18 protein-coding genes are annotated in these 18,112 nt (G+C 41.1%); 7 read left to right on the top strand and 11 right to left on the bottom strand.

What is annotated here, in order from left to right; translation table 11 throughout:
* Window positions 1–59: 59 nt before the first annotated feature.
* Entirely contained in the window at window positions 60–626 is a 567-nt protein-coding gene (locus L1D21_RS03925) for a Crp/Fnr family transcriptional regulator (protein WP_239843917.1), read from the bottom strand.
* A 213-nt stretch (window positions 627–839) separates the two neighbouring features.
* On the opposite strand from L1D21_RS03925, the gene L1D21_RS03920 reads away from it, so the two are divergent.
* Together L1D21_RS03920 and L1D21_RS03915 are read left to right on the top strand one after the other, a co-directional pair.
* Window positions 840–1,190 carry an antibiotic biosynthesis monooxygenase gene (locus L1D21_RS03920; RefSeq protein WP_239843916.1) on the top strand — a complete coding sequence of 117 codons (351 nt, stop codon included), beginning with the start codon at window positions 840–842 and terminating at the stop codon, window positions 1,188–1,190.
* Window positions 1,191–1,521: 331 nt separating this feature from the next.
* The gene (locus L1D21_RS03915; RefSeq protein ID WP_239843915.1) at window positions 1,522–1,884 is read left to right on the top strand and encodes a group 1 truncated hemoglobin; all 363 of its coding nucleotides are present in this window, start codon (window positions 1,522–1,524) and stop codon (window positions 1,882–1,884) included.
* Window positions 1,885–1,936: 52 nt separating this feature from the next.
* Here L1D21_RS03915 and L1D21_RS03910 read toward each other — a convergent pair whose 3' ends face one another.
* The 8 genes from L1D21_RS03910 to L1D21_RS03875 all read right to left on the bottom strand — a co-directional run bounded on the left by L1D21_RS03910 (window position 1,937) and on the right by L1D21_RS03875 (window position 10,909).
* Complete coding sequence (locus tag L1D21_RS03910) at window positions 1,937–2,746, bottom strand: hypothetical protein (protein ID WP_239843914.1); 810 nt, start codon at window positions 2,744–2,746, stop codon at window positions 1,937–1,939.
* 148 nt (window positions 2,747–2,894) lie between these two features.
* Window positions 2,895–4,112, bottom strand: a complete 1,218-nt coding sequence (gene nqrF / locus L1D21_RS03905) for an NADH:ubiquinone reductase (Na(+)-transporting) subunit F (protein ID WP_239843913.1) — start codon at window positions 4,110–4,112, stop codon at window positions 2,895–2,897.
* Window positions 4,113–4,162: 50 nt separating this feature from the next.
* Window positions 4,163–4,771, bottom strand: a complete 609-nt coding sequence (nqrE, locus tag L1D21_RS03900) for an NADH:ubiquinone reductase (Na(+)-transporting) subunit E (protein ID WP_239843912.1) — start codon at window positions 4,769–4,771, stop codon at window positions 4,163–4,165.
* A 9-nt stretch (window positions 4,772–4,780) separates the two neighbouring features.
* A complete protein-coding gene (locus L1D21_RS03895; RefSeq protein WP_239843911.1) occupies window positions 4,781–5,404 on the bottom strand; it encodes an NADH:ubiquinone reductase (Na(+)-transporting) subunit D in 624 nt (207 codons plus the stop codon).
* A gap of 1 nt (window position 5,405) precedes the next feature.
* A complete protein-coding gene (locus tag L1D21_RS03890) occupies window positions 5,406–6,176 on the bottom strand; it encodes a Na(+)-translocating NADH-quinone reductase subunit C (RefSeq protein WP_239843910.1) in 771 nt (256 codons plus the stop codon).
* A 114-nt stretch (window positions 6,177–6,290) separates the two neighbouring features.
* Complete coding sequence (locus L1D21_RS03885; protein WP_239843909.1) at window positions 6,291–7,505, bottom strand: NADH:ubiquinone reductase (Na(+)-transporting) subunit B; 1,215 nt, start codon at window positions 7,503–7,505, stop codon at window positions 6,291–6,293.
* Entirely contained in the window at window positions 7,505–8,866 is a 1,362-nt protein-coding gene (locus L1D21_RS03880; protein WP_239843908.1) for a Na(+)-translocating NADH-quinone reductase subunit A, read from the bottom strand. The genes L1D21_RS03885 and L1D21_RS03880 overlap by 1 nt, the downstream gene beginning before the upstream one ends.
* A gap of 399 nt (window positions 8,867–9,265) precedes the next feature.
* Window positions 9,266–10,909 (bottom strand): ATP-binding protein, encoded by a 1,644-nt coding sequence (locus tag L1D21_RS03875; protein WP_239843907.1) that lies wholly within the window; start codon window positions 10,907–10,909, stop codon window positions 9,266–9,268.
* A 648-nt stretch (window positions 10,910–11,557) separates the two neighbouring features.
* Here L1D21_RS03875 and L1D21_RS03870 point away from each other — a divergent pair.
* The 5 genes from L1D21_RS03870 to L1D21_RS03850 all read left to right on the top strand — a co-directional run bounded on the left by L1D21_RS03870 (window position 11,558) and on the right by L1D21_RS03850 (window position 16,406).
* Window positions 11,558–12,241 (top strand): Hpt domain-containing protein, encoded by a 684-nt coding sequence (locus L1D21_RS03870; RefSeq protein WP_239843906.1) that lies wholly within the window; start codon window positions 11,558–11,560, stop codon window positions 12,239–12,241.
* Between the two features lie 4 nt (window positions 12,242–12,245).
* The gene (locus L1D21_RS03865; RefSeq protein ID WP_239843905.1) at window positions 12,246–13,424 is read left to right on the top strand and encodes an EAL domain-containing protein; all 1,179 of its coding nucleotides are present in this window, start codon (window positions 12,246–12,248) and stop codon (window positions 13,422–13,424) included.
* Entirely contained in the window at window positions 13,425–14,018 is a 594-nt protein-coding gene (locus L1D21_RS03860) for a response regulator transcription factor (RefSeq protein WP_239843904.1), read from the top strand.
* Between the two features lie 5 nt (window positions 14,019–14,023).
* Entirely contained in the window at window positions 14,024–15,391 is a 1,368-nt protein-coding gene (locus L1D21_RS03855; protein WP_239843903.1) for a GGDEF domain-containing protein, read from the top strand.
* A 406-nt stretch (window positions 15,392–15,797) separates the two neighbouring features.
* Window positions 15,798–16,406, top strand: coding sequence for a response regulator transcription factor (locus L1D21_RS03850; protein WP_239843902.1), 609 nt, complete (start codon window positions 15,798–15,800; stop codon window positions 16,404–16,406).
* A 2-nt stretch (window positions 16,407–16,408) separates the two neighbouring features.
* Here L1D21_RS03850 and L1D21_RS03845 read toward each other — a convergent pair whose 3' ends face one another.
* Window positions 16,409–17,287: a LysR family transcriptional regulator gene (locus L1D21_RS03845; RefSeq protein ID WP_239843901.1), complete on the bottom strand. Its 879-nt coding sequence runs from the start codon at window positions 17,285–17,287 to the stop codon at window positions 16,409–16,411.
* 48 nt (window positions 17,288–17,335) lie between these two features.
* Window positions 17,336–18,064: a DUF599 domain-containing protein gene (locus L1D21_RS03840; protein ID WP_239843900.1), complete on the bottom strand. Its 729-nt coding sequence runs from the start codon at window positions 18,062–18,064 to the stop codon at window positions 17,336–17,338.
* Window positions 18,065–18,112 lie beyond the last annotated feature (48 nt).

Below are 18,112 nucleotides of genomic sequence, written 5' to 3'. Positions count from 1 at the left end.
GCCGATGATGAGAAGTGGATCACGAAACGTCCATCTCGGTGAGATTATCGCTTATCAACTCAGTTCGAGCCAATACGTGCTTTCAGCCTAGATAGGCTGACTGGACTAATCCCAATATAACTAGCCACTTGCAAGCTGTTAAGCTGAGTCAGCCAGTTTGCTCTGTGCTCAAGTAGATAACGGTATCGCTGCTCTGGTGTGTTCAGCAGAAAAAACGCCTCTTTCTGCTCTTTATAAATGAGCTGTTGACTGATCAGTACCAGTTTCACTTGCAGCCATTCTGGGCGGTCTAATAATGACAAAGGCAGCCGGATCAACTGAGCGGCTTGCAACACTTCCATTTGATATTGCGCAGGCTCTTGGGTAAGCCAGCTACCATATAGAAAACACCATTCACCTTCGAAGTAATATTCTTTAACCAGCGAAGTACCTTTATCGGCGTAATGGCAGGCTTTTAAGATACCCGATTGAATAAAGTAGCCATACTGCTGTACTTGCCCCTGATGCAACAAAATATCACCTGCAACACCATGAAGCCGTTTAGCGTTCTCGCGCACGACACCAAGTGCATCTTGGTTTAAACCAAGCTGAGTTAGAAAATCAATCAAGGGCGTAATTTGACTCACAATAGGACTCGCCTAGCTATCAGAGAATACAGATGAACTGGTGCCAACTTTAACATTTGCCCATCCGGTGCCCAAGCTAATTAATTTTAAAAAGCGGCACTATTAGACGAAACTCATTAATTCATGGCGATAAGGGAGATTCAGACACCGAGTTTGCAACCTCTTTTGGGATTATTGGTTTACAATGCTTTTTTTGGTTAAAAGGTATAAAACATGTCGACACGTATTTTTGTTATCGCGCAATTCCGCCCTAAAGCCGGTAAGCAAGCCGAATTATTTGAAGTATTAAAAGCACTGGAACCAGACTCGCTGCGAGAGCAAGGCTGTATGCAATATATTGTCACTCGACAAATCGACCATCCAAGTGCAACTCGTAATGATTATCCTATTGTGTTTAACGAGATTTGGGCTGATGCACAAAGCTGGGCAGCTCATGGTCGACGTCAACAAATTCAGCAGTTTTTCGAGACTCAAGTCGCAGCTGCAGATGGTCTAGTCGAAGATGCCATCGTCACCGCTTACTCTGATGAAGGCGAACAATACGACGCGCCCATATTTAGTTAAATCTGCTAGTTAAATCTGCCAGCTAAATCTTTTAGCTAAAATTAAGCCGCGGAGTCAGCTAGCTGAATTGGTCTTAATCCAAAAGATCATCATCTAACACGCGGCCTCTACCAAGCCGTGTTTTAGACGAGTTTTAATCACTTTTCTTTTGGGCCTGTTATCGTCAGGTTTATTGACCTTCAATAAGTAAAGCGCTATCCATTGACAGACTCTTGAAGCAATTCATCGTTTTCTCGCCTTAAAACCTCATGTTCTCCATGCCAGCCGCTACACTTAGCAATGTTAATTTCGAAGTGGAAGCTTCTTAAAATGAAAATAGAAGAGGTACACTATGAGTGAAAAAAGTCTTTATGATCGCCTCGGTGGCGAGTCAAACATAGCCCACATTGCTGCGGATATTTTCGACACCCATGCCGTCAACCCCCTAATCGCCAGCCGTTATATCGATTCTAATCGAGAACGAGTGATCCAAAAAGTCACTGAGTTTTTGTGTATGGCAACAGGCGGGCCGCAAGCTTATACCGGTAAAAACATGGTCGATACCCACCGTGGGATGAATATCAATGAGCGAGAATATGTGGCTGTGCTCGATGATATTTTATTGGCTCTCAATAAAAATGATGTCGGCCAGAAGGAGCAACAAGAGTTACTGATGGCAGCTTATTCGTTAAAAGAAGAGATTGTCGGCCAATAACCTCTACTCCATTCGATAACCTTTAACTGCAGTAGGGTTATCGAATTTATCCTTAATAGCCAGTCTGTTGCCCAACTCTTGCCCTTAACAGCTTAAATTTGTGAAAACCTAAATCACTCAAACGCTGTAGATCAAAATCGACCATGCCCTGCATCTCTCTGTGTTTAAGATCTTGAGAACATTTAAACTCACCGCCCTCGCCTTTATTAAACTTAGAGATGGATTTGTAACAGATCCGAGCCGGACAGGTGTAGGCACATCCCGCATTGGCAAATAAACGAATCCGCTGTTTATCTGGCAGCGCGGATAGCAAAGCCTCATTATCATTAAGCACCATAGGCAGCACAACAGTGTCATACAAAGACAAGGCCTGCTCAATCTGCTCTGTTTTAGTCAGATTCTTAATCACACTGGCTTCGATGTCGTAATCGGGATACTCCTGTTTAATCCAATAAGCTAAATCATCATTGGTACAAATAATGGAGTTACGAGGATGATGGTATTTGGCGAGTAGAGGCCGATTCGCATCAAATTCTGCCTGAGTAGCAAAGTGATTAGTTAATGGAATTCGAACACCTATGCCATTATCAGCCAGTAAGCCGACATCTCGGTCTGATAACTGACGTATCAGATAAAACCGCCCCCCGTAAAGGGTCGACCGCTCGACAAAACCAAATATGCTCTCAACTTGCTTGAGTGGCACTGCCGCAAAGTTGTGCCTGAGAAACTTCATCACCGACTGATGATCGGCCTTACCTCGTGCCGAAATAGTATAAGTATTTATCGATTGGCTAGCCCCGCTGTCGCTTAGGTTATGACTTTGGTTTCCGCTCTTATAAAAGTGATTTGAATACTGGCTCATGCTGCTCGTTTTGTTAACCTTTAGATAACAAATACTATAGAAGGCAGACAGCTACGACTCCATGATGTGGATCAACAGCTTTGGCATACAGCGGCAATAAAAAACGCAGCCATTGGCTGCGTTTTTAGTCTTAGGATTAAATCAAAGCTTAATCGCCAAAGTCATCGAGCAAGATATTCTCTTGTTCAACCCCTAAGCTTTCGAGCATAGCGATCACCGATGAGTTCATGATTGGAGGGCCACACATGTAGAACTCACAATCTTCCGGCGCCTTATGATTTTTAAGATAGCTCTCATAAATCACATTGTGAATAAAGCCGGTGTACCCATCCCAATTATCTTCTGGCAATGGATCCGATAACGCCACATGCCATTCAAAGTTTTCATTTTGCTCGGCTAACGTATCGAAGTCTTCTTGATAGAAAATTTCGCGACGAGAACGTGCACCGTACCAGAAGCTCATCTTACGCTTAGTCTTTTCAGACTTAAGCTGATTAAAGATATGTGAGCGCATCGGTGCCATACCTGCACCACCGCCGATAAACACCATTTCGGCATCGGTCTCTTTAACAAAGAACTCACCGAAAGGTCCCGAAATCGTCACCTTATCTCCAGCTTTGAGGTTAAAGATGTAAGATGACATCTTACCTGGAGGCAGCCCCTCTTCTGGTGGCGTTGCAATACGCACGTTAAGCATGATGCGGCCTTTCTCGTCAGGATAGTTCGCCATCGAGTAAGCACGTAATACATCTTCGTTAACCGTCGACACAATGTCGAATAGGCCGTATTTCTCCCAATCATCACGATACTCAGCAGGAATATCGAAATCACTGTATTTCACTTCATGGGCTGGGGCTTCAATCTGAATATAACCACCGGCTTTAAACTTAACGTCTTCACCTTCAGGCAATTTAAGCAGTAACTCTTTAATAAATGTTGCCTGATTATCGTTAGAAATCACCTCACATTGCCATTTCTTAACGCCGAAGATCTCTTCTTCCAACTCAAGCTCCATGTCAGTTTTCACCGCCACTTGGCACGCAAGACGACAACCTTCTTTAGCCTCTTTCTTATTAATATGATCACGCTCAGTTGGCAGAATATCGCCACCGCCCGACTTCACTTTAACCCGACATTGACCACAAGTTCCGCCACCGCCGCATGCCGATGGAATAAAGATATTTTTGCCGGCTAATGCGCCTAATAGCTTATCGCCCGCTGCGGTGGTGATGCTCTTCTCGTCATCTTCATTAATGTTAATTCTGACATCACCATTGATGACCAATTTGCTTTTGGCCAGGAGAATCACCATAACCAGCACACACACCACTATGGTGAACATGCCTATGCCTATTGCCATTTCCATCTAATTACCCTTTTCTTTAATGCATTTGAATTAAGTAGATATCGCGCTACTTAAAACGAAATCCCAGAGAAAGACATAAAGCCCAAAGCCATCAAGCCCGTAGTAATGAAAGTAATACCTATGCCCTGCAGACCTGCAGGAATAGCATGAAACTTCATTCGCTCACGCAGCCCCGCCAGCATCACAATCGCAACAGCCCAGCCAAAACCTGAGCCAGCAGCAAATACCACAGACTCACCTAGGTTGTAATCGCGGTTCGCCATGAAAATCACCCCAGCGAAAATCGCACAGTTAACGGTTAATAGCGGCAAGAAGATCCCTAAACTTTGGTACAGGCTAGGAATGTACTTATCTAAGAACATCTCCAAAATCTGTACTAAGGCCGCGATCACCCCGATAAAAGTGATCAATTGCAGATAACTTAAATCCAGCTCAGGAAAACCCGCCCAAGCTAAGGCCCCTGGCGCTAACACATTGACATAGATGAGTTGGTTTACAGGAACCGCTAGCACCATCACAACAATTACTGCAATACCTAAGCCTAAAGAGGTTGAGACTTTCTTCGATACTGCCAGAAAGGTACACATCCCGAGGAAGAAAGTGAGCGCCATGTTGTCAATTAAAGCGGCTTGAATAAAAAGATTAATATAGTGTTCCATAATCGTTCCTTATCCTCGCTTACGCTGCACAACATTGATGGCCCAAATTAATAAGCCAATCAGGAAGAAGGCACTCGGTGCCAATTTAAACATCTCGTTGCTCAGGTACCAGCCACCATTAGCCACAGTGGTAATGATGTCATGGCCAAACAAGGTACCGCTGCCAAGCAGTTCACGCACAAAGGCAACTGAAAGCAAAATCACGCCATAACCCAGTGAGTTACCTAGCGCATCCACCACAGCTAGATGAGGTGGCATCTTCATAGCGAAGGCTTCTGCACGGCCCATAATGATACAGTTAGTAATAATCAGACTGACAAATACCGATAGTTGACGCGATAATTCATAGGCGACATCTTGCAAGATCATGTCGACAATAATCACCAGAGAGGCAATTACCGTCATCTGCGCGATAATACGTACACTATTAGGAATAAAATTGCGGATCAGCGAAATAAAGAGGTTAGAAAATACCAGAACAAAGGTCACAGCTAATGTCATGACCAATGCGGTTTGCATTGAGTTACTGACCGCCAATGCGGAACATACACCCAATACCTGCATCGCAACTGGGTTGTTCGCAAAAATCGGCGTGGTCAGAATATCTCGAGTTGCTGTCATACTTTTACTCATCTTACACCCCCGCTGCTTTTAGCTTGTGTAGGAAGGTTTCGAACCCTTCACTGCCAAACCAGAACTGGATGGCTCGTTGCACACCGCGCCCTGTCATGGTTGCACCACTGACCGCATCGACACCATGAACATCACCCGGTTTCGCACCACCTTTAACGATACTAAATGACACATGACCTTTATCACCGAAAAGCTGCTTACCTTTGAATTTCTTAGTCCACTCTGGATCATCAAGGAAATCGCCAATACCTGGCGTTTCTCCATGCTCATAGAACACCACATTTTCAATGGTATTAAAGTCAGGCTGTACCGCCACGAAGCCATAGATCATCGACCATAAGCCTTTACCATAAATTGGCAGCACCACAGCATGTAACTTGCCATCCTTATCCAAGACCTTAAACACTCGAGCCTGGTTGGCGCGGGTCTTAATCTTGGCGGTATCCTTTTTCGGTTTAATTGACGTTTCGGGATTAATGGCCGCCATGCGATCATCAAAGTCGAGTACATTTTCAGTAGACGCTACTTCGCCGCTATCGATATCGATCAACAAGGGCGAGACTGACGTCTCAAAAATCTGTCTAAAGTCTTTATCGCCACTTAAATCAATATCCGCGGCGAGTAGTACATTGCGCTTGAGTTCATCACGCTTTTTAACCAGCTTGCGCTCTTTTAATATCTCGGCGGTTCCGGTGATCATAAATGAACAGGATAAGCAGAGAATGATGGTGAAGATCATGGTCCCCACAACAGTGTCTTTCTTAAATGCCATTAGGATTTATCTCCCATGTCGACGCGCATAAAGCGGTTAGAAAGTCGAAAATAAAACGATTCGATTATCGATGACCAAAGGCTTGCAGTTTGCACCTGTAGCATCTGTTGAGATTTATAAGGCATTGCGCTTCAGTCTCCGTTTCATATTAAGACGAGCCACAGCATAGTCGAATAAAGGTGCCCAAAGGTTGGCAAACAAAATCGCTAACATGATCCCTTCAACCAGTTTCAGGTTCAGTACACGAATGAGCACAGTCATAAAGCCCACCATCAGGCCGAACATGATCTTACCTTGACGGGTATAGGAAGTGGTTACCGGATCAGTAGCCATGAACATCATGCCAAATGCAAAGCCACCACTGACAAGGTGCCAGGTCCAAGGCATTGCAAACATCGCGTTTTTGCTAGAACCAATCAGATTGAACAAAGATGCGGTAATGATCATCCCTAGCAGAACGCCGAACACAATGCGCCAATCGGCGAGACGAGTTAGCAATAACAAACTGCCACCAATCAAAATCGCTAGAGTGCTGGTCTCAGCAATAGAACCGACAGTAAAACCGTAGAAACTATTCCACCACTGCGGGTCGGTGAAAACCTGATACCAACTTTGGTCTGCAAAGCTCATCTTACCGGCAGCGGTCTGCATTAATGTGGTTGCACCGGAAAAGCCGTCTACGGCAACAAACTGACTGATTTCAGCCACTTTAGAGGGATAAGCAAAGTAGATAAAGGCATAACCTGCCAATGCAGGATTGAGGAAGTTATACCCCATACCACCAAACACCTCTTTCGCCATAATCAGGCCGAAGGTGATCCCTAATGCGACAATCCATAAAGGTGTTGAAACTGGTAGAATCACGCTAAACAACAATGCAGTAACGAAGAAGCCTTCATGTAACTCTTGCTGACGCACTCGGGCGAATACCACTTCCCAGAACAGACTGACCAGCAGTGCCGTAAGGTAAATCGGTAGATAGAAACTTAATCCATAACCAAACAGGCTCAAGCCGCTAGTTTGCTCGGTCATCCCGCCAGTCAGGGCATTAAATGCCACTAATTGCCAGGCATCTGGGGTTGATAAGCCACCAGCTACGGCAAGCTGAGCCTGTAGTCCTAAGTTATAGATACCAAAGAGAATCGCTGGCAGTAAACATAAGCCCACTAAGGTCATGGTACGTTTAACATCAATGGCGTCACGCACATGCACTTTACCTTTGGTACTGGCGCCTTTGGCATAAATTAGCGAGCGTAAGTAGCTACGCATTGACTCACCATGTGCATAGTAGTCATTTTGAACGTCAGGTTTTTTGTTCGACTGACTCATTAACCTTCCCTCTCAATAATATCTAAGCAGACGCGTAACTCTTGTCCGAAGTCATATTTACCAGGACAAACAAAAGTACATAAGGCTAAATCTTCTTCATCTAACTCTAATGCGCCCAACTGCTGCGCCTCATCGGTATCGCGAACCACGAGATCACGTACCAGCAATGTAGGAAGAATATCCAACGGCATAACCCGATCCAGTTGACCGAATGCCATCATGGCACGCTGTGAGCCTCCAGCATGGGTGGTTAAATTAAACAAACGCTTAGCGCCACCGAAGCCTGAGGTAACCGCACGAGTGATGGAGAACTTCTCAGAACCACCACGTACCCAAGGTAGGAACTGATGTTGCTCATCCTCCTCAAGCACCGAGATTTGTTGATGGAAGCGGCCTAAATAATCATAAGCATCTGTCGCTGTATGACCCGATAAAATCGAACCAGAGACCACACGCTGATTCCCCGGTTTTATCTCACCTTCAGTTAACAGGCTCAGCTGAGCGCCTAATTGAGTACGGATAAGCCGCGGCTCGATAACACTCGGACCCGCTAATGCAACGACTCGATCGGTATAAAGTTCACCGGTTAAAAATAGCTGACCAAAAGCAATCACATCTTGATAGCCCAAATGCCACACTGGCCGCTCAACACTTGCAGGTTGAATAAAATGTATATGGGTCCCCACAAGCCCAGCAGGATGAACACCGCCAAATCGATGACTTGTCACATGAGAAAGCTCGGCACCAGGTAAGACTTCACCTTGGTCATGACAAAGATGGAGCGGCCCTTGAGTTAAATAACTCAACACCTGCAAGCCCGCTTTAAAGGCCTCTGCTTGCTCAGCAATGATAATTCTAGGATTGGCAGCTAATGGATTAGAATCCATCGCATTGACGAAAATAGCCGATGGCTGACTATTTAGCTCTGGGACGCGGGAGAAAGGACGAGTTCTTAATGCTGTCCAGAGACCACTCCGAACCAGATTCTGCTGCACTAATTCTTGGGTTAATTGAGAAAGGTCGTCGTAACTTGCAAATGAACATTGCTCATTACCTTCAACAGCAATCACCACAGATTGTAAAATCCGCCGATCTCCTCGATTGATCTCAACCACGACACCGCTGGCGGGTGAGGTAAATAAAACACCGGGGGTCTTTTTATCTTCGAATAAGGGTTGACCTTTTTTGACGCGATCGCCAACTTCAACCATGAGGGTGGGCTTCAAACCTACATACTCTTCACCGAGTATTGCCACTTTCACAGGTGACGCGACATGGTCAATCTCCTGCTTAGGCTCACCGGCGATAGGCACATCTAGGCCCTTCTTAATTATCTTAATCTTGTCTGAGAGTCTTGCCATCGCAAACATCAACCTTAGAAATTAGGGAGTTTCAATCGTAGTTGAAAATTAACTAAAATACCGATATTGAAGTCACATTCTCACACAAAACTGTAACTTAACAACAATACCTAGCTTGACAGCGTGACAGAACTCACTTCAAACCGGCGGCAAGCGACATTAATGTAGTTTTATAACAATAAAACCAGCAAATAAGCATACACTTATTTAGATTTAAGTTAATGATGTATAACAGCATTTTTATATAGCAGAAAACTTAGTTGTAAAATATTTATCGGAAAAAATGATCATTTGATGGCATTGACAATATTAATGTTTCGCTAAACAAAGTCCGTTCTTCATAAAGAAATAAAAAACCGCCTAATAAATAAGCGGTTTTTTAATCATATGTCTATAAAGTTACATACAGTTTGGGCAGCAACCTGTCATCAATTGGCTTCTAAATAAGCCCATATTTAATGGCTTTTGCAAAAAGCACACATCCGAATATAGATGGTGATCGAGTATCTCACTCTTATCATTGGCCGATAAAATGAAATAACGTACCGAGCTATCATTGCAAGCCAATTTCATTTGGCGGATCAAACTTAGGCCGTCGGTTTCAGCTAAACGATAATCGACAATCACCACTTTAGGCTGTAATTCAGCCTGCAACGCTAATGCCTCTGACGCGGTATCAACTCCCACTGCCGCTATCTGGTTTTTCGCTAACAACGCTTTAGCCGCCTCCAAATTAAACCGATTATCATCGACTAATAATACAGGCTTCTCAATTAAGGCTTTAGATAGCTGAGGATTCTTAGTTAAACGGCGACAGGGAAACCTAAATAACACCTTAGTGCCGTTGCCTCTACAGCTACTTAGTCTAAATCGCCCTCCAATCAAGGAGACAATACGCTTACAGGTGTATAAACCTAGGCCGATACCCGATTGCGGCTGAGCGATAAGATTATCGGCTTGAATAAACGGACGATCCAATACTCCTTTAGCCTGTTTGGTCATCCCTTCACCAAAATCACGAATATAAACCCGAAGGAAACCTGGTTGACTCTGACAAACGCCCTTGTCTTGTACATAATCCACATGCAGTTCAATGCGACTCTCTGTACTGTATTTGAAGGCATTATTAATAATATTGGTGATCAATTGAAACAGCTTCGCACTGTCTAGCTCCAAAAAGTTAGCTAAATCGTCACTATAATTAACGACTAAATACTTATCAGCACTGTAGCTAAACGATTGATAATATTGTTCAATATTATTTAAATAATCACGAATGTTAACTCTATCGCTATTCAGTTCTAAGGTTCCAGTTTCCGCCTTACTGTAATTTAAGGTATTTTCTGCAACCGAATTCAGCAGATTAGCCGACCAGATCATTTTGCCAATAATGCTTGATTGTGATGCTGTCAAATGGGCTTCATCACGCAGCTGCTGACTATAGCCAACCAAAGCATTGATCGGAGTTCTAATCTCATGATTAATACTAGATAGAAGCGCGATTTTGGAACGATTTTCAATTTTAACCTCTTTCATCAGACTGGTATTTCTTACCTTAAAAAACCATAAAATTGAACAAGCTAAACCTAAAAATGCGGTCATAAATAAAATCAAACTTAATCGAATAACCTCTCGCGTAGGAACCGCATATTCAGTCTTTAGCGAATAAGCGCTAAAATGCTCTGTCGCTGGAAAATACACCACATCAGAGTAATAGAACCAAGAGAACAAAAAGCCCGAACGTATAGCTTGGCAGTTAGCACTTTCCATTACTTGGTCTTCATGATGGTAGGAGATACAAATACTGCTATCTTTATCCATCCTCTCTTGCATACGCTGATGTGATATCGCATACACCAAATAGGGCATATTGGGTTCATCGATCGCTAGCGTCATAAAACTATAGCGTGGCAAGGCCACTAAAGGCATGCCATTAAAATCAGTACTTAAATGAATATTATCAATGTCATTCTTAAAATCAGGATCGGAGATATATTTCACTTTCATATCAGATGATAAAGTAAGAGCAACCGCTGATTTCATTTTAAGCAATTCTTTAGTAAAAATTTGAAACTCACCTAAAGAGACCGTTTCCGAAGCATTAAAAAACGATTGAATAGAATCAATCAGTATTTTATGTTGAAAAAACATATCTTCTGAAGAGTGCATCACAGCAGTTGATTGCTTATTATAAACTTCTTCAAACTCATAGTTTGAATGCTCCCACTCGGTCAACATAATGACCAAAGTAATAAACAATCCCAATATGAAGCATAGGCATGCCACTCGATTATAAATCAAAAAAACCTCAAATTCTCTTTACCTACAATGATGAAAATATATAATAAATTGACTATATTTAATCGTATACTTAACCGACTTTACACAATAAGAAAATAATACCACCGCTGACTTAAAATTATCTATTACACAAGTTAGACAAATAAAGTAAGGTAATTCCTACAAAAACATCCACATCATAAACCAGCAAATAACCTAATACTGATTTTATTGTAAGAATTAACCTACAAGAACAACAAGAGACTGATTTTAAATAAATTAATCTATGTGAGTAATTTATTGTAAATTGACGACAAACTAATATTAATTCAAAATCCTCTCATAAACTGACCTAGTCATTAACTCTGCCATCATTCTAGTGGTTCAACTGTATTTAAAATCAAGTTACCAATGAAAATAAACTATCAGTCAAGAGTAGCTACATTAAGCCTGTGGCCTAGAGTCACTGCCGTCGTTACTGGCGAAAACACCAAACTATCAAACATGTTTAAACACATGCTTGAGTCTATTGGTATCGAAACAAAGTATACTAAAAACTGCGGCAGAAATATTACCATATCATTAGTTCAACACTCTTGTGATGGCAATTTCATTAGAGCAGACGATATAGATGAAAAAAAATTTATTTATTTAAAAAGTCAGGATACTGAAAGAAAACCCAGTGAATTATACAATCACTTATTAAACTGGATGACAGTAAATTTATTAAGTAGCAGAAAATTTTTCCGCACTGCCAAATTACAACAGCATGTTCCTGATGGGTTAACACCTAAGCTTTCAGAGTTCAATAAAGTTGATGCGAAAAAGTTAACAAAAACATTTAGAGTCATGATGTCACAAGATGTAATACTGCTAAAAAATCACATTAAAGAAAATGAATTCACAAAAACATTAAGATTGATTCACAAAATAAAAGGTTCTTCGAGTATTGCTGAATCTACATTAATAACTCAATACTGCAAAGAAGTTGAAGACTTTAGCAAGGTTGATCATAACGAAAACAGTACATTCATTATGACTATTATTTTAATTGAAACAATTCAAGATATGCTTGAAGTTATAGACAGGTCTTAAACTGATGTCAGATACCAAAGCCATTAATATATTAAACATAGAAGACTGCCCGTTCCAACGTGCAGCCTACTCAACTATGCTTAATGAGCTGGGTTATTACAATATAACGGAAGCCTGTGATGGAGAAGAGGCAATCTCATTCATCGTAGAAAATCAGTACGACCTTATTTTAACTGATATCAATATGCCAAAGATCAATGGCATAGAATTACTGTCATTCTTAAAGCAACATAATAATAGTAGCAATTTGATTATCACAACATCTATGGATAAACCTATGATTGAACTCATTAAATCTATGAGTGCTCATCTTTCATTTGGTTTATTTGAAGTCTTACCTAAGCCTTGCAGCAAATCGATATTGAAAGAATTAATCGACAAACTGCACCGCTGCCAATGTATAAATATTAAGCGCGATAACAAATGTAAAATAATCTCAGCAAACGATTTCAAATCTGCCTTAACTCAAGGTGATATCATCAACTACTATCAACCACAAGTTTCACTCGATGATGGTGAACTGCTGGGCGTTGAGGCACTGGTCAGATGGAATCACCCTGTATATGGTATTTTATCGCCCTATGAGTTTTTACATTTTTGCCAAGATGAAGATGTCGATATAACGCTATTTGAAACCGTCTTACGTAATGCCATTATCGACTGCAAAAGTCACAAAATCGAGTGTCAGTTGTCTGTAAACATCAGTCAGAGATGTTTAGAGTCAGACTCCTTGATCGATACCATAATTGATATCACTAACCAATATGATTTCGATAAATCAATGCTAACGATTGAGCTAACGGAATCTGATGCCTACATAGAATCACTACAGATGCTGACCAACCTCTGCAATCTGCGTTACCACAAAATCAAATTATCAATTGATGACTTCGGCACTGGTTTCTCTTCGCTACAAAAACTCATCAGCTACCCCTTCTGTGAGCTCAAAATCGATCGCAGTTTTGTGTCGACCTGCCTCGAAAATAACACCACAGATACAGTAACTCAGATGTCTATAGCGCTTGGTAAACGATTAGGGTTATCGATCGTCGCAGAAGGCGTAGAGAACCGAGAAACATTAGAACACTTAAAAGAAATTGGTATTGATAAATGCCAAGGGTTTTATACCGGTAGGCCGATGCCGGCTTTGAATATACAAACATTCGCAGGGAGAAATGGATAAATGAATAAGCAACTGACAGTCCTAGTTGTTGATGACCATCCTTTAGTTTGTACGGCATTACAGCTGCTGTTGGAAAAGGAAACCTATATAGCAAAAGTCATCTGTGCTGGAAACTACCAGGAAGCACTACAACAATATCAATCAACAAATCCCAATTTTATTATTGTCGATGCGGATCTCGGCTGCACTACTGGTAACGGCTTCCAGTTGTTCACTCAATTAAAAAAGCTCAACTTCCAAGGCCACTCTTTATGTATTTCGGCAAATGATAATCCCTTGCTGTCTGAAGCGGCATTAAAAATCGGCATGAGCGGGTTTATTGATAAAAATCAGCATACTAGCTCTGTAAGCAGAGCGATTCAAACCATCATGTGTGGTTATAACTTCTTCAAATTAAATAAAGAAAATAGCTTCTTATCTAAAAGGGAATCTGAAATTGCCTCTATGTTAATCAATGGGCTTAAAAATAAGGATATTGCTTTAAATCTTAGTATCAGTCCTAAGACGGTATCGACCTATAAGACACGAATTTTAACTAAATATAATGTGAACAACATTATCGAATTAACTAGTTTCAAAGCCATTACAGATTAATTGATATGATAAAAAAATTGATTCTCTCTTTTATCCTTGCGCTCATTCTGTCCAGTTTTGTCGCTGTCTATTTCTTCATCAAAGCCATGAGCAGTGAAGATTACCAGCTAGAAAAAAGCAATGACAGAACCGCAGTCATTTTCAAATTCATCGTCGATAATGCCAGACTCAAACGCATTATCGCTGCCGACCTATTGGAGGTTAATAACAAAGATCAAGGGTATGATTTCCATAGCACCGCACTCGACTTAAGAAACAAAAAACAGTTTTCCTTTTACAACCTCTCTAATCTCGACTTCTATTTAGATGAATACCTGCCCGATAGCGGCAATCAATTCATCAGATATAAGCTAACCGGGTTGAGCCATAGTAATGATTTTCAGCAAGATCTTAAGTCGGATAAATGCTGGCAATTAGAAAAGTGTCAACGCGAAATCTCGCTAATACCGTCCCATATCAGTCAGTCAAACTTTATGACCAGCTATAACGATAATGGCACCATCAACATCGAGTTTCCCATTTTCAAGAATGAAACCAACATCTTCATAGGAAAATTAGCAGTTAAGGTCAACCTGGCTGATGCCTTAATATATCGCTCTCATGATGTAACACTTTTAAAAGGGGCTGATTTAGACAGCTCAGTGAGCAATCTCAAATTTGTGGATAAAAAAGCGCTGTTTGGTGAACGTTTTTCCTATACCAAAACTCACTTAATCGGAAATAACCTCACCTTGACGATTTTCACACCTTATACCTCGTTAATCCGCGAAAAGTTAGATGGTGTGAAGTTGTTGTTTGTCACCCTATTTGTTCTATTTTTTAGTATATTCAATTTATTAGAGCAGCGGAAAAACAATGTTAAATTACAAAGTATTACTTATAACGATCCACTGACAAACCTATATAACAGGCAATATTTTGATAGTACTGAGTTTTTGAATGACAACCAAAAACACTTAAAAGAAGGTGGAAAATTAAGTGTCATAGTTATCGATGGCGATGGTATCAAGAGCGTTAACGATCAATATGGCCACGCAGTGGGTGATGCGGCCATTCAGCATATCGCCAATACAATTTCTGATTGTACTCGAAACACCGATGTCGCCTTTAGAACTGGTGGCGATGAGTTTGTGGTTATTCTGCGTTCAGACCTAAAGGCGGCTGAATCCTTGACTCAACGAATCAAAATAGCGGTACAGTCTGATAAGCTCGATATTATGAATATCCATATCAAAATTAGTGCCGGCTTCACTGAATTACAAGATGGAGAATCGCTAGACGTCGCTCTCAATCGAGCTGATAAGTTATTGTATGTCGACAAGGCAAATAATCATCAGCAAGCCCACAAGGCAACCGATAAAAGCCAGCTATAAACAGATAAAGGGATAACAGGCTACAGAGTTTAAGAAGTCTTCATTCTGCCTCTATGCCTATACAAAGCATCATCAAACGACAAACAGAGCCTTGTTTATCGTACCAATGCCAGTCAACTTATTATCAAGCTGACTGGCATTGTCACATCTAAAGCCAACAAACAGAGTCTAAACCTTTATGTCTTACGACGAACAATTGTAGGACTACATTGCTATAAGATTCTGACTCGCCTTTACATTCATAAAAGTAAAAAATGCCTTATTTTATAATCCTTTTACTAACAATAAATTAAACGGGCTGACTACTGGTATAACCAGCTCCTACACTTGTAGGAAATGTCGGTTTTCCTAAAAGACAATTCCTACCTGATAGCATCTTTTACAACACCTATTAGGAGATGCCACCATGCCAACACAGCTAACTCACATCAATTTATTAATTGTCGAGCCAAACCCGTTACTTCAAATAGAGCTTGGGAATATCGTCAAACAACAATATCCAGATGCGATCGTGGTCCCAACAAAATCTATCGCTGAAGCAACCAAGAAACTAACTGAACAATCATTCGATCTGGCGATCCTCGAATCAGATATTGAGAACTATGACGGCTTCCAATTGATCAATAAAATCGTCACATCTCAACCTAACTGCAAAGTACTATGTTACTCCAATGGTAACTGTAAATTGGCTCCCTCTTTATCACAGGAGTTTGGTGCAAAAGGCTTCATTAGTAAGCATTCTACGGCAAATGAAATTATGAGTGCGGTCAATTGTCTTTTAGCCGGTTTCATGTTGTTTAAGCCAGATGATCTACAAGATATGCGTAAGCTGTCAAAACGCGAAAAACTCGTATTCCTTTATTTATCGAAAGGCTTAACCAACAAACAGATTTCTGCCAAGTTATTCCTGAGTGAAAAAACCATAAGCACTTATAAAGTAAGATTACTGAAGAAATTCAACAGTCAATCATTCGTGGCACTGATGAACTATAAACAGGCGGTATTAACGGCATAAATTTAACTATCGGCAACACTCTTTTGAATAGCTGAAATGATGGTTTTATGCCGAGTTGAGTTCATAAAATTAGCTTTAATGTTGATACAAAGCTTTAAACTATGATTTATCACACTTTCAGGGATAGCTAAGGTAGCAAAGCCTCCGGAAAGATCGAATAACTCAACAGGCGCGATCATCACCAAATCGCTTTCAAAAATCAGTTCTTTGGCGATAGCAAATTTATCGACAACTAGCTTATTTTTAATACTATAGCCGTTAGACTGTAGCGCTTCTAAAAACACTCTGCGGTTTTCATTCCACCCCGGAATATTTGAAATAACCATGGTGCGCTGTTTAAGATCGTCGAGTGAAGATACGGGATGTTTTGCACTCGACACTATAGCTAAATGAATATTTTTAATCGATAACTGCCGGATACTCTGACTTCTTTCTTGATTAAATAGATGAAAACCAATATCAACCTCTTCGTTAAGTAGGCCTTTTTCAGTATCTGCGCCCCAATTACGTATCGTGAACAAAGCTTGAGGAAACTCAAGCTTGAGCTGCTGATAAATTTTTTTACCATATATTTCAAAAAGGTGGCTATTCAAAGCCAACGTAATTCTGCCAGTGAATTCACTTGCAACAAACTCACTGGGTAACAAGGTATTGTCGAGCTGCGAAAAACCTTGCTCTAACTTGGGCAGCAATTCCCGCATAAAAGGGCTTAACTGATTTTTACCCTCGATACGGGAGATTAATGGATCCTGCAACTGCTCTCTTAACTTGGCTAAGTCTTTACTGACCGCACCTTCCGAGCGCATTAGTTTAGCTGCAGCTTGTTTCAGTGTAGAACTCTTGGCCATCACCACTAAATTATGCAATAAGTTGTAATCCATACCACTCACTCTCCCTAACTTATTGAATTACCATTCGAGTACTTACATTTATACTTTTGCACTGTCACGACGTTGCTGTTTGGCATCCAAAATCTGCATACCTGCAGTAATCGCCACGACAGCTTTGGATTTAAACTCACGCCGGAACAAGGTATATACCACCACTAAACTGGCCAAAATAAATAATAGAGGGTGGAAGAACCAGCACAACACAGCCATAGAGAAATAATAAGAGCGCAAACCATAGTTATAGGTATGTGCAGCCTGATCTTGTACCGTTGCCATTTGTTCAGCGTATTGTTTTAGCTCAAGGTCATCACCCGTCTTATCTACCGGCGTAGCACCAATCATCACATTTAAAAAACCATATTGACGCATAGACCAGGTAAATTGGAAAAATGCCATCACGAAAATGAAAGTCAGTAAACCCAATTTTAACTGTATAAGTAAATGCACAGGTGGCGCAGTTAACGGGATCGATGCTATCACCTCTTCTAAACGCTCAACTTGAGCAAAAAGAGTCAATACACCGGCAAGTACCAGCATAGTAGTAGAAGCAAAAAAAGTGATGTTACGCTCAAGGTTGGCTAACAGTGCGGCCTCGGAAACCCGAACCTCTCGACTCAGCAATTGGTACATCCAGTGAATTCGATGCTGATGCAAGCACTTGGCAATACAGTTAGTGGTCTTTGCCTTTTTGCGAGCAAAACGGGCATAACCCACCCAGCAAGTAAAAAAACAAACGACAGCGATAATATCAAGCATCGAATATGGCATAGATCTCTTATACCTTTAAATTAAACCTAGGTATTTGTGAATTAAACC

Source organism: Shewanella sp. Isolate11 (assembly GCF_022398315.1).
Classification (GTDB): domain Bacteria; phylum Pseudomonadota; class Gammaproteobacteria; order Enterobacterales; family Shewanellaceae; genus Shewanella.
This window is presented reverse-complemented; position numbering and strand designations above follow the sequence as displayed.

Excerpts from the sequence above, each read along its gene's own strand:
- L1D21_RS03920 (WP_239843916.1), top strand. The coding sequence starts at position 840 with ATGTCGACACGTATTTTTGTTATCGCGCAATTCCGCCCTAAAGCCGGT.
- L1D21_RS03915 (WP_239843915.1), top strand. The coding sequence starts at position 1,522 with ATGAGTGAAAAAAGTCTTTATGATCGCCTCGGTGGCGAGTCAAACATA.
- L1D21_RS03910 (WP_239843914.1), bottom strand. The coding sequence starts at position 2,746 with ATGAGCCAGTATTCAAATCACTTTTATAAGAGCGGAAACCAAAGTCAT.
- nqrF (WP_239843913.1), bottom strand. The coding sequence starts at position 4,112 with ATGGAAATGGCAATAGGCATAGGCATGTTCACCATAGTGGTGTGTGTG.
- nqrE (WP_239843912.1), bottom strand. The coding sequence starts at position 4,771 with ATGGAACACTATATTAATCTTTTTATTCAAGCCGCTTTAATTGACAAC.
- L1D21_RS03895 (WP_239843911.1), bottom strand. The coding sequence starts at position 5,404 with ATGAGTAAAAGTATGACAGCAACTCGAGATATTCTGACCACGCCGATT.
- L1D21_RS03890 (WP_239843910.1), bottom strand. The coding sequence starts at position 6,176 with ATGGCATTTAAGAAAGACACTGTTGTGGGGACCATGATCTTCACCATC.
- L1D21_RS03885 (WP_239843909.1), bottom strand. The coding sequence starts at position 7,505 with ATGAGTCAGTCGAACAAAAAACCTGACGTTCAAAATGACTACTATGCA.
- L1D21_RS03880 (WP_239843908.1), bottom strand. The coding sequence starts at position 8,866 with ATGGCAAGACTCTCAGACAAGATTAAGATAATTAAGAAGGGCCTAGAT.
- L1D21_RS03875 (WP_239843907.1), bottom strand. The coding sequence starts at position 10,909 with ATGAAATCAGCGGTTGCTCTTACTTTATCATCTGATATGAAAGTGAAA.
- L1D21_RS03870 (WP_239843906.1), top strand. The coding sequence starts at position 11,558 with ATGAAAATAAACTATCAGTCAAGAGTAGCTACATTAAGCCTGTGGCCT.
- L1D21_RS03865 (WP_239843905.1), top strand. The coding sequence starts at position 12,246 with ATGTCAGATACCAAAGCCATTAATATATTAAACATAGAAGACTGCCCG.
- L1D21_RS03860 (WP_239843904.1), top strand. The coding sequence starts at position 13,425 with ATGAATAAGCAACTGACAGTCCTAGTTGTTGATGACCATCCTTTAGTT.
- L1D21_RS03855 (WP_239843903.1), top strand. The coding sequence starts at position 14,024 with ATGATAAAAAAATTGATTCTCTCTTTTATCCTTGCGCTCATTCTGTCC.
- L1D21_RS03850 (WP_239843902.1), top strand. The coding sequence starts at position 15,798 with ATGCCAACACAGCTAACTCACATCAATTTATTAATTGTCGAGCCAAAC.
- L1D21_RS03845 (WP_239843901.1), bottom strand. The coding sequence starts at position 17,287 with ATGGATTACAACTTATTGCATAATTTAGTGGTGATGGCCAAGAGTTCT.
- L1D21_RS03840 (WP_239843900.1), bottom strand. The coding sequence starts at position 18,064 with ATGCCATATTCGATGCTTGATATTATCGCTGTCGTTTGTTTTTTTACT.